This window comes from Tumebacillus lipolyticus, assembly GCF_042682745.1.
Lineage (GTDB): Bacteria > Bacillota > Bacilli > Tumebacillales > Tumebacillaceae > Tumebacillus_A > Tumebacillus_A lipolyticus.
Genome location: NZ_JBHUIO010000011.1, coordinates 603,264 through 614,236 on the forward strand (window position 1 = coordinate 603,264; position 10,973 = coordinate 614,236).

13 protein-coding genes are annotated in these 10,973 nt (G+C 55.1%); 7 read left to right on the forward strand and 6 right to left on the reverse strand.

Translation table 11 applies throughout. From position 1 onward, the window contains the following. Window positions 1–52 precede the first annotated feature (52 nt). Entirely contained in the window at window positions 53–1,858 is a 1,806-nt protein-coding gene (locus ACFSOY_RS19170; RefSeq protein WP_386049435.1) for a DUF2339 domain-containing protein, read from the reverse strand. Between the two features lie 143 nt (window positions 1,859–2,001). Between ACFSOY_RS19170 and ACFSOY_RS19175 the strand changes: the two genes are divergently transcribed. The 4 genes from ACFSOY_RS19175 (at window position 2,002) to ACFSOY_RS19190 (ending at window position 3,716) form a co-directional block, all read left to right on the forward strand. Next, a complete protein-coding gene (locus tag ACFSOY_RS19175) occupies window positions 2,002–2,229 on the forward strand; it encodes a hypothetical protein (RefSeq protein ID WP_386049437.1) in 228 nt (75 codons plus the stop codon). Between the two features lie 31 nt (window positions 2,230–2,260). Beyond that, window positions 2,261–3,094 (forward strand): arylamine N-acetyltransferase, encoded by an 834-nt coding sequence (locus ACFSOY_RS19180; protein WP_386049440.1) that lies wholly within the window; start codon window positions 2,261–2,263, stop codon window positions 3,092–3,094. Between the two features lie 119 nt (window positions 3,095–3,213). After that, on the forward strand, window positions 3,214–3,420 hold the full coding sequence (locus ACFSOY_RS19185; protein WP_386049442.1) for a helix-turn-helix transcriptional regulator: 207 nt from the start codon (window positions 3,214–3,216) through the stop codon (window positions 3,418–3,420). Beyond that, entirely contained in the window at window positions 3,417–3,716 is a 300-nt protein-coding gene (locus ACFSOY_RS19190) for a hypothetical protein (protein ID WP_386049443.1), read from the forward strand. Before ACFSOY_RS19185 ends, ACFSOY_RS19190 begins: the two co-directional genes overlap by 4 nt. Window positions 3,717–4,014: 298 nt before the next feature. On the opposite strand, the gene ACFSOY_RS19195 is transcribed toward ACFSOY_RS19190, so the two are convergent. The 5 genes from ACFSOY_RS19195 to ACFSOY_RS19215 form a co-directional block, all read right to left on the reverse strand. Beyond that, window positions 4,015–4,971, reverse strand: coding sequence for an ABC transporter permease (locus tag ACFSOY_RS19195; protein ID WP_386049445.1), 957 nt, complete (start codon window positions 4,969–4,971; stop codon window positions 4,015–4,017). Beyond that, a complete protein-coding gene (locus tag ACFSOY_RS19200; RefSeq protein ID WP_386049447.1) occupies window positions 4,955–5,884 on the reverse strand; it encodes an ABC transporter ATP-binding protein in 930 nt (309 codons plus the stop codon). The genes ACFSOY_RS19195 and ACFSOY_RS19200 overlap by 17 nt, the downstream gene beginning before the upstream one ends. A gap of 101 nt (window positions 5,885–5,985) precedes the next feature. Beyond that, the gene (locus ACFSOY_RS19205; protein ID WP_386049449.1) at window positions 5,986–6,780 is read right to left on the reverse strand and encodes an ABC transporter permease; all 795 of its coding nucleotides are present in this window, start codon (window positions 6,778–6,780) and stop codon (window positions 5,986–5,988) included. Continuing rightward, the gene (locus ACFSOY_RS19210) at window positions 6,764–7,597 is read right to left on the reverse strand and encodes an ABC transporter permease (RefSeq protein WP_386049451.1); all 834 of its coding nucleotides are present in this window, start codon (window positions 7,595–7,597) and stop codon (window positions 6,764–6,766) included. Before ACFSOY_RS19210 ends, ACFSOY_RS19205 begins: the two co-directional genes overlap by 17 nt. Continuing rightward, entirely contained in the window at window positions 7,578–8,594 is a 1,017-nt protein-coding gene (locus ACFSOY_RS19215; protein WP_386049454.1) for an ABC transporter ATP-binding protein, read from the reverse strand. Before ACFSOY_RS19215 ends, ACFSOY_RS19210 begins: the two co-directional genes overlap by 20 nt. A gap of 290 nt (window positions 8,595–8,884) precedes the next feature. Between ACFSOY_RS19215 and ACFSOY_RS19220 the strand changes: the two genes are divergently transcribed. The 3 genes from ACFSOY_RS19220 (at window position 8,885) to ACFSOY_RS19230 (ending at window position 10,882) form a co-directional block, all read left to right on the forward strand. Continuing rightward, window positions 8,885–9,634, forward strand: a complete 750-nt coding sequence (locus ACFSOY_RS19220) for a hypothetical protein (protein WP_386049457.1) — start codon at window positions 8,885–8,887, stop codon at window positions 9,632–9,634. 84 nt (window positions 9,635–9,718) lie between these two features. Then, a complete protein-coding gene (locus tag ACFSOY_RS19225; protein WP_386049459.1) occupies window positions 9,719–10,024 on the forward strand; it encodes a HesB/IscA family protein in 306 nt (101 codons plus the stop codon). A 6-nt stretch (window positions 10,025–10,030) separates the two neighbouring features. After that, window positions 10,031–10,882 (forward strand): alpha/beta fold hydrolase, encoded by an 852-nt coding sequence (locus tag ACFSOY_RS19230; protein WP_386049461.1) that lies wholly within the window; start codon window positions 10,031–10,033, stop codon window positions 10,880–10,882. Window positions 10,883–10,973: the final 91 nt, after the last annotated feature.

A 10,973-nucleotide genomic window follows, 5' to 3' on the forward strand; every position in this document is an offset into this window, starting at 1 on the left:
ATCGCCTCGCGCAATCGCCCCTTCCTGTCGAATCTTGATCGGAAGTCGGTCGTCATCTTTTTTGATAAAACAGTCGCGAGATGGCGATCCCGACAGCGCCCAGCCCGATAAAGAGGATGGCGCGAATCAGGATCGAGACGCTCGGCAGATCGAAAAAGATCAGCTTGAGCAGAGTGATGAAGAGGAGCGCGATTCCGGCGATGCGAGCGAGTGAAGAATAGCGCACCGTGCCAAAGATGATCGCGACCACCGCGTACAGCGCCCAGACGGCAGAGACTGCCACATGCTGATAGTCTGATGTGAGCGGTTTGGCGAGCAGATCGGTGATCTCGGTCAAAAAGAGGAGCAGGAGAAAAGCGAAACTGATGGCGATCGCGTTGAAGACTGCCCAGCCGCTTTTGATGATCTCACCTGATGTGGAACGAGCGAGCATGATTCGGCGGCTGAAGAGAATCAGGAAGAGCATTCCGGCGAGCAGCGCCAGCCAAGCAACCGTCTGCTCCGACAGCACGTTCGGAATCGGGACGAGAACCGTTTCGATCAGCCCAAAGAAGATGAGCAGAGCTCCCATGTAGGACTGCACCGTCGCCCGCAGATAAAAGGCCAGTGCAAAAAGGGCGGTGCCTTCGATCACCAGCGCGATCGCCTCCTCGGTGCCGCCAAAGAGGCGCAAGAGCAGCAGCATCAAAGAGAACGAGCAGATCGTGAGCGAGACGGCGAAAAAGGGAACAGCGCCGCGCTTGTAGCCAGATGCGCCGAGCACCGCATAGAGCAGGGTCAGTCCGATCAGCAGCCCCTCATAGAGATCGCCGCGAGCGCCGTGGGAGACAAACAGGAGATACCACCAGCCGATCGTAAAGACTGCCGATGTGAACAGCGTCAAAAAGCGGATCTCTCCTCGCTTCAAGGCGAACATCGCGACGAGCAGCGCGAGATGGTGCAGCAGGACGGCGCTGCAAAAAGCGTTTTCATCAACAATTCTCGTCGCGACGAGAAAGACGGCCAACGCCAGATGGAAGACCAGCAGGGTAAGCGTGAACAGCACCCGATAATTTTGGCGAAGCGCGAGCAGCAGAAACGACAGGGAAGAAATCACTTCGTAGCTGACGAAAAACAGCGGGCTTGGCGTCTCGCTCTTCAGCAGGAACGGCACGAGAAACCCACCGATCGCAACCAGAATCGCCAACGCTTGCGAGCGGTGGCGCAGCGCGAGGTAGATGCCGCCTGCGATGATCAGCACTTGGATGACGAACGCCGGGATGACTCCGATAAACCCATACAGCACATGCGCTGCAAATGTGGTCAGCACCAGCAAGGTCACCGCACCGCCGAGCAATACCTGCCCGAGCGCGATGCGCCCGTCCCGCACCTGTTTCTCACCGAGCCAGAGAAAGGCAATTCCGGCCAGCCCGCCGAGGACACAGCGCACCGATTCGGTGAGCAGGCCAGCGTTGATCCCCGCGCGGAAGCCCCAGATCACACCGAGCAACAACACGAGCAGAAACACGCGTGGCAACCAAACTCGCCCGATCAGATGCTCCCAATCGGTCGGCGCGGCTCCGCCCTCCCCTTCCTGATGCGCGCCTGTCGGGGCGCCCTCCTGCTCGATGCCCGACAGATTGAGCGGGCTCTCGACAGGCTCCCCAGCCAACAGATCGAGGGAAGGCTCCGCATGCGCTGCCGGCAGATTTTGCTGATTTCCTTCAAGGAGCGATGGCGATATCGCATCGATCGCTTTGTTCTGTGTCGATTCGAATCTTTGCAGCAGCTGGTCGATCTGATTTTGCAACAGGTTGATCTCCCGCTTCTGCTCTCGTACCTCTTCTTCTAACCTTTTGATGCGCTCATCTTGGTTCATGAAGCCACATCCTTTTGTTGGAACTTTTAGTTCCTTATTTCGTATTCTTCATTGTAGTTCAATACTAAATGTTCGTATAGAATGTAATTTAGAACTTTCTGTCTTTAGAAGGACAGCTGAAGCATGCAAAAGGAGTGGAGCAGATGGAATTTATTGTGATCGTGATCATCGCAGTCATCATCATTTTTGCGATCAGCAAGGCGTTTAGCGGCAGTGCCAAGTCTTCGGTGAAACATCAGCGCTCCTCGTCCGATTCGGACTCTTATGTCGGCAGCGATGATAACACCCACCGCGGCGGTTGGTTTGACTCCGGTGGCAGCGACTCTGGTGACAGCGGTGGAGATGGCGGAGGTGGCGGTGGCGGCGATTGATCGGATGCCGTCAAGAAAGGAGTGATCGAGCTTGAACTGGGTCGAACGATTTTTGGAGCGACTGGGGCAGCCGAAGGAAGCGCCGAGCTACGAAGCGCTCGCCAAACTCTGCCGTGCCCATCTGACCACGCTGCCGTTTGAAAACATCTCGAAGCTCTGCTACTTCCAGCAATATGAGCAGACCGGCTGGTATATCCCACCGATTGAGACGTATGTGGCAAACTTGCACGACCTTCATGTGGGCGGCACTTGCTTCACCAACAACTCCACCTTTTGCCTCCTGCTCCAACAGCTCGGCTACCAGGCGGAACTCGTCCGCTTTGACAGCAACCATCTTGGCGTCTCCGTTCAGTTGCCGACAGGGTGGTATTATGTCGATGTGGGCGTCGGCTCTCCCGTCTTTGCACCGATCGCGATTCCGGCAGGCGGTGAGGCGATCTACTGCGGCACCGGGATTCGCCTGCTTCCGAAAGAAGACGTGGCAGATGCGCTCCGCTTTCAACACATCACCCACGGTGAGGTCACATTGGAGTGGGAGCTTTCCCTGCAAAAAGGTCTGACCTTTGACGATTTCTCGGAAAAGATCAAGTTTCAAAACACCCCAGGTCAGACCTTCTTTATGAACACGCTGCGCTGCAAGCTCTGGCAGCCTGACCGCGGACGCAGTATCGCCTTGGTCAACAACACGCTGATGATCAGAACGGAAGACGGTGTGGAGCAGAAATCCCAACTGCCCGATCAACAAGCGATCGAAGAGGTGATCGCCGTCGAGTTCGGCCTGCCGAAACTTCCGGTTCGCGAGGCGATCTCCGTGTTGGAAAGCCTCGACATCGACATCTTTGCACCACCGAAACAAGCAGAGTAGACCGCTTCGCCACGGCGAGCGGTTTTTTTCTGTTCGCGATGTAAAGCAGGCTTGACATAGAATCTTCCTGTAAAGTATGCTTTACGTAAAGTTAGCTTTACAATGAAGGGAGTCTCCAAATGCGAACCTTGATCAAAGAGATGCGAATAGAACGCGGGTGGACGCAAGAGGAACTGTCGGAGCGGGTCGGAGTTTCGCGCCAGACGATCATCTCGCTCGAAGCAGGAAAGTACAAAGCATCGCTCGTTCTCGCGCACAAGCTGGCGCAAGCGTTCGACTGTGCGATCGAAAATCTGTTTATCTTTGAGGGGGATGAGAACCTATGAGCAGTCAAGTGATCGGAATGTTAGGTCTGCTGTTAGGGTTGGCAGGCGGTGCGTTCGGCCTCTTCTACGGGAGGTACAAGGCGAGAAAGGAGCGAGGGCTGGATGAGCGCTATGACGAGATCAGCAAGCGGGCGCTTGCGGTGGGCTGGAAATGTTCGTTTGCGGCGATGATCGTGCTGTTTGCGCTCGTCATCCTCGGCGTTCTCGAATCGGCCGCCGCGGCGATCGGGATCGCCTATCTCGTGCATCTTGCCTCCGCCTCGTTCGCCTTCGTCTACTACCAGTTAAAGCTATGACGCGTCCGAAGCGCGGGCCCTTCAAGTCTATTCGCCACCTGCTTCTTATCCTCACCGATCGCACCTGACGCTCGTGCGCGCCTGCGAAACAAAAGAACACGCGTTAGCAAGAGAGCCCCGCCGTTCGACCGACGAAACAACTCGTTTGTCGAACGGCTGGGCTCTTTTGCCGATTGGCGATCGAGGCCTTTGCTGATCTTTGCTGATCACAAAAAACACCCCCTGCAAGCAGTTTCAACTGCCAGAGGGGGTGCAGATCAAGCCGTAAAAGGCGCTTGTTTTCAAATGATCGTTCCGTTTACGCAGCTACGTCGCGCTTGGTGAACATCAGCCACGCGATCGCGTGCATCGCGACAAAGTAGATCGCCAGCACGATGATCGAGAAGGTGAGCGTCATCCCTTCGATCACCGGCATCCCTGTGAAGTACATCGAGAGGTCGATGTTCGCGAAGAGAATATATTTGACCCACTCATACCGAGCCAAGATCTGAACGACGAGCGTTCCGGCAAACATGACGAAGATCGACAGGGAGATCGCCAGCGACGACGAGCGGAAGGACGCTGAGATCATAAAGGCGATCGTCACGATGATCAGCGAGGTCACCGCTTGCAGACCGAACGTCATCAACACTTTGCTCGCCATGTTCATCTGTTGCACATCGCCGCTTTGATCCACATAGAGGAACGGCTGCTCGACACCGCTGAAGCCGAAGACCAGACCGCCGAGCACAAAGGAGACGACCAGCAAGGTCACCAACAGCAACAGTGCATAGATGAGAGTTGAAACATACTTAGAGTACAGGATCTTCGTTCTGCTGACCGGACGAACCAGCAGCATTTTGATCGTTCCCCAGCCAAATTCGGTCGCTACGCTGTCGCCTGCGACAACGACGGTGAACAGAGTGACGAGAAACACGAGACCGGATGCCTCTTCTGCAAATTTCCATGCCGTAAAATCAAAAGGCGCAATATTGTGTTCGATGTTGTACTCGTTCATCTTGATCTGCGCTTCCTGATGCTTGCGCCAGTCTTCATCGATATCTGGGTTCTCTGCGAGGTTCTGCTTCATCATCTGCGTCTGCTGCGTCATCTCTTGCTTCCAATCCACGCCCTCTGGCGGTTGAGCGATGTAGCGATGGGTGATAAAGAGTTGCAACGCCACAACGATGATCAGCACACCGAGCATGATCCAGGTGCGCGGACGCTTGTAGATCTTCATGTTCTCATTGCGAATTAAATTAAACAATTTGTCCACTCCCTGTCATTTCGAGGAATCGGTCTTCGAGCGATTTGGTCACAGTGCGAATGCCATATACGTTGATGCCCGCAAGCACCAGCTGACGGTTGACCTCGGCGATCTGATCGCGCGTCAATGCCACTTCGACCACATCAGCCTGCACGGTGATGTCCGTCTGCTGATCGACGATCTGCTGCATCAGCTTGACCGCCTCTTCCGCGTTGGAAACATCGAAGCTGACCACCGTCTGATCTTCCTCGCCGACCATCTCGCGCACCGGCTTCACGTCGATCAGCTTGCCGTTTTGAATGACGGCGATGCGGTCGCACATCAGCTCCATCTCCGACAACAGGTGGGAGGAGACGATGACCGAAAGCCCTTCCTGCTTCGCCAACATGCGCAGATGATCGCGCAGTTCGCGAATCCCAGCCGGGTCCAGCCCGTTTGTCGGTTCATCGAGAATCAACACGGACGGCTTGTGCAACAGCGCCTGTGCCAAACCGAGGCGCTGACGCATGCCGAGCGAATATGTTTTCACCTTGTCATGAATGCGGTTTTCCAAGCCGACCAGCCGAATCACTTCATCGATCCGCTCTTTGCCCACATTTTTGTGCATGCGCGAAAAATGAACAAGATTGTCATAGCCAGAAATAAATTTGTACATCTCCGGATTCTCGACGATCGCGCCGACTTCGGTCATCGCCGCTTCAAAATCCTTTTCGACATCCTTGCCTTTGATCAGCACCTGTCCCTCGGTGATCTTCATCAAGCCGACCATCATTCGAATCGTCGTCGTCTTACCTGCTCCGTTCGGGCCGAGGAAGCCGAATACTTCGCCTTTCGGGATGTCAAATGTCAGCCCGCTCACGAGCGTCTTATTCCCAATCCTCTTCGTCAAATTGCGAATTTGTACTACCGATGTGGTTCCCATGTGTTCCCTCCGGTTCTCAAACTATACGGATAGTGTGTTCAAAAAAAGAACCCGTCAGTACCCTAGACGGATTCTTTTGCCAAAACCCTTCAATTTTTTTCTCACATTCTGACAATCATCATATTTCCCGATCCGTACCGTTTGAGCCCTCGGTAGAAAATAAAGGTTCCAACCGCCAGCAAAAGCAGCGCAACGCCTAGCGCGCTCAGCGTAAAACTCCACTCCATATCGCGCAAGAACCCGACGGGCAGATAGGAGATAAACCCGGCTGGAATCACCGTAAACAGGATCATCCGGCCAATTCCCCGAAAGATGTCTGTCGGATAGGTAGCAAACGTGATAAAGGTGATAAAGAACTGATGGGCAAGCCCTTCTGCGTTGCCGATATAAAAGGCGAGCGATTGCACGATGACCATAAAGAAGGTGAAGATCAGCATCGTCACGAACAGCGCCACTGTAAATTTGACGGTGCCGAGCAAGCTAACGTCGCCCCAGATGCAGAACAGGATCAGCCCGAACAATATATCGCCGATCGGCGACACTTGCATCCGCGAGACGAGGACGTGCATCAGGACGGGCTTCGGCTGGGCCAGATACGTATCGAGCTGTCCGGTCGCGATGATGTTTGCCAGCCGATAGGAGTTGCCGAACAGCGTGGCAGACAGCCCATACCCAGCAGACGAGACGGCCCACATCATCATCACGTCCTGAAAGTTCCAGCCGTTGATGATCGGAAAGCGAGTAAAGTAGACTCCCCAAAAGAAAATCCACACCGCGTTGTTGAGCATCATCATCCCGACCTGCAACAAAAACGAGGTTCGAAACTCCATCGCGCCCGCCAAGTTTAACTTCCAACAGGTATACATGAAACGCAGATGCTTAGCCGCCGTTGACATTGAGCTTTTTCACCCCTCTTTTGTAGATCAGCACCAAGACGCTTGTGATCAACAACACCCACAGCGCTTGAATGCCGATCATCTTGATCATCGCCACTCCGTCAAACTGCACCGCCGTCTTGGCTGCAAAATAGACGATCGCTTGAAACGGGAGATACTCGCAGACGCTCCGCAGCATGTCGGGCATCATCTCCAGCGGGATCATCATGCCGCCGATCGTGAAGAGCAACTTATTGTAGACAAAATCGATCCCGCGCACCTCTTCCACCCAAAAGGCGCAAAGTCCGACCATCATCGTCAGCAGATAGTTGACGGTGAACGAACCGAGGATCATGATCAAAAATCCGAGCCAGCCAAACCCGAAATCGGGAATGCCAAACAGAAACACCCCGAGCGCCCCGCCGATCAGCAGGTTGACCAGCACGCGCACCAGCCCTTCCCCCATATAGGTCGCATAGTGAAAGAGCAGATAGCTCATCGGTCGAGTCAGCTGGTAGCCGATATCCCCTTTCAGCACTTCCTCTTCCACTTTTAAGGAATGTCTGGGAGCGGCCATGACGAACGCCTCCGCGAAGATCAGATACCAGATGATCTGCTCAAACGTATAGCCTGCGATCAGATTTTCCCCGACGCTCTCATAGGTCACGCTCCAAAGCTGGACGAACACATAGAGGATGACCAGCAAGAAGAAGGAACGGATGATCAGGTCATAGAGATAGGCGAGGTTGTTGCGAACGGAGATCTTGCCGACCGCCGTGTATTTGGCCAGCTTGAGTGCCAAAGAGGACACCCGCGGCTCACGAGTGAACGTCAACATGCTGGCTTCCCTCCTCATTTCCCGTCCGCGCGTAGATGTGCGTGATGATCTCCTCCATCGGCGGATCTTCGATGGTCACATCGAGGAGACGATAGTTGTGGACGATGTGGGCGAGCACCTCCTCGATCGTCGTCTGCGCCGTATCGACGGAGAGCCGAAGCCCGCTGCCCTTTTGCTTGATGATCTGCACGCCATGCAGTTCGAATTGCTCAGGCGTTTCGGCCAACTTCAACTTGACCGTTTTATAGGTGAGAAAGTCACGCTTCATGTTGGTGACCGTATCGTCGAGGATGATCTGACCGTGATTGATGACGATCGCTCGCTTACAGAGCTGCTCGATGTCACCCGCGTCGTGTGACGTGAGAAAGAGAGTGGTGCCTTCCTCGCGGTTCATCTCGCGGATCAGCTCGCGGATCTTCTGCTTGACGACGACGTCAAGGCCGATCGTCGGTTCATCGAGAAAGACGATCTGCGGCCGATGCAACAGAGCGGCAGCGATCTCGCAGCGCATCCGCTCTCCGAGCGACAGTTTGCGGACGGCCGTATGCAGATAGGGCCCCAGCTCAAACCGTTCGATCAGATCGTCGCGCCGCTTTTTAAAATCGCCCGGCTTGACTTCATAGATGCGCCCCATCAGCTCAAACGTGTCGAGCGGCGGCAGATGATACCACAGCTGCGACTTCTGTCCAAAGACAGAGCCGATATGAAAGGCCAGCTTTTGACGCTGCGTCCACGGACAGTAACCGAGGACGGTCGCATCGCCCGCCGTCGGGTGCAAAATGCCGGTCAGCATTTTGATCGTCGTCGATTTGCCAGCCCCGTTCGGGCCGAGAAAAGCTAACACTTCGCCCTGCTCCACCGCAAAGTCGATCGGCTTCACCGCCGTCTTCTCCGTCACCTGCGGCTTGAACAACCCCTTAAAACTGCCGATCAGACCTGCCTGCTTGTGTTTGACCGAAAACGATTTGGTCAAACCTTGTACTCGTATTGCGGACATCTGCTCACTCCCCCTCCGGAAAAAAGAAAAGACCTGACGACAAGTTCCCCTGGTGCTGGAACTTGCCGCAGGTCTTTTATCCCCACGGTGTAACGCGTTCGATACGCGCTCGGCCTCGCTCGGTTCGATCCGGTTTCCCGTCGGCTCCCTAGAGGCCCTTCCACTTGTTCTACGTATAGTAGCATGTGGACATGTCCGTTGACAAGAGACATTTCCATTTGCGCAATTATTCTTTCTTTTTCAATAATCTTTACACTATAATGAAAGAAGAAGAGGCGAGGAGGGATAGAATGACAACAGGTCGAGGAAGCGCTTGGTTGGGCGCTGCCCTGTTCGCCATCTGCTATGAGGCGTTGGTGAGCCTGATTGGCTGGTGGTTGTTCGGGCCACCGCACACATTGGAAGGCAATTTCTCACTGAAAGTGACCGCCACCGTCGGGTTGCCTGCACTTGGGCAATTGCTCGACCCGTCACATCAGATCGGCTCGCTCGAACTGCAACGCTCGGGCTTCCTGATCAGCACGATGCTGTACCCGATCGTCTCGATGATGCTCTACGCGCTGGCCAACACCGGATATGTCCGGTCGCTCGCCAAAAGTCAGCGCGACCTGCCGCTCAGTTCGGTGAAAGAGACCTCGCGCATCGCGGTCAGAATGATGGGATGGATGATCCTGCAGTTGCTGCTCAGCTTGATCATGATGCTGCTGATCGGGTTGCTCGGATTTGTCGGCGGGGCGCTGTCGGTGTTGCTGTTGCTCTGTTTTCGCTATTATTTTCTCTTTTTTGAGTACGTGCTGGTCGTGGAGCAGACCGCGTTTCGCCAAGCGTTTGGCCGCTCGCTTGAACTCCGCAAAAGCGCGCAGTCGGTCGCCTTTCCCCTCTTTCTCATCATCCTGGTCGTCAACGTACTGCTCGGCTATATGGTAAATCAGTTTTTCTCCTACGGGATGATGGCGCTGATGTTGCCGCTCAACGCCATCTTGCACACCATGATCCAAAGCAGATTGATGCACGCCTTTTTTGTCGCTCGGGAAGGGTGACCGCTGGAAATCGGTTGCCCGCTTGTTCTATACTAGGAGATATTCTTGGCGCTTTTCCAATCTATCAGACTGAGGTGCTTTCCTGTGACAACGATCGAGATGAATGGGCTCGCGGCGAAAAAGATCCGCGAAGCATTGGCAAATGAGAACAATCCTGAATTGAAGTGCCGCGTCTATGTGGATCATGTGCATGGCGATCATGCGCATTACGGATTGGCGTTCGACACGCAAAAGCCGGAAGACGAAGTGGTGGTCGCACAAGGGCTGGAACTGCTGGTTGGCCCGGACAACAAAGATTTCCTCAACGGCCTCGTCGTCAAATACCTGCTGTATCCGAGCGAAGGGTTTAAGATCATCAACCCGAGCAAAAACAACCACGGCGACCACTAGGAGCTGATGAGCGCGCGCGCATTGCACCTGTTGGTCGACGGCGGATCCATGCACCTTGAGGTGCGCGGGCAGGGTGAACCGGTGCTTTTGGTGCACGGCATCTTCGCTTCCTCCTACTGCTGGCGCCTCGTGGCGGAGCAACTCGCAAAGCGCTATACGGTCTATTCGCTCGACCTGCTCGGATTCGGCATGAGCGACATGCCCCCAGACATCGACTATTCGCAGTCGGCACAAGCTCGACGCGTGCTTCAGGTCGTCGATCAGCTGGGGCTCTCCTCTGTGCGTCTGGTCGGGCATTCGATGGGCGGCGAGATCGCGGCGATGGCCGCCTGCTTCGATGCAACACCATTTTCCCAGTTGGTGCTGGTGGCAGCAGACGGGTTTCGCCCCGCGTTTAAACCGTGGCAGCGGCGCGTGCTCTCCGGCGCTTGGATGGGCTGGGTGGTGCGGCGAACGTTTGATGAAAAGGGCTTTCGGCGCTTTGTCAGGCGGATCGTCACTGACCCGACCGTCTATGGAGCGGAGGAGATCGCCCACTATGTCGCACCCTATCGGCGAGCGGAGTTCCCCCTCGCGATGCGGCGGCTGGCCAAAGACCGCGAGGCGGGCATTCGACCGGAGATGTGCAGCACCATTCAGGTTCCAACCCTCCTGCTCTGGGGGGAGGAGGATCGCATCGTCCCTCCGCGCATCGGTGAGCAATATCGGGAGCTGCTCCCGAACGTTGTACATTATTTGACATGTCCCAACTGTGGACACATGCCGATGGAGGAGTATCCAGAGTGGTTGACCAGACAGCTGGTCTCCTTTTTTGCGGGCGACCTCGCCGAAACTGTGCGAGCGGATCACAGCTGGTAGCATGCCGAGTCGAAGCTCGGATCAAATTGGATCGGATCACAAGCTGAGCAAAGGTCTGACCTTTGCTCAGTTCGGTTCACACCGTCAAAAA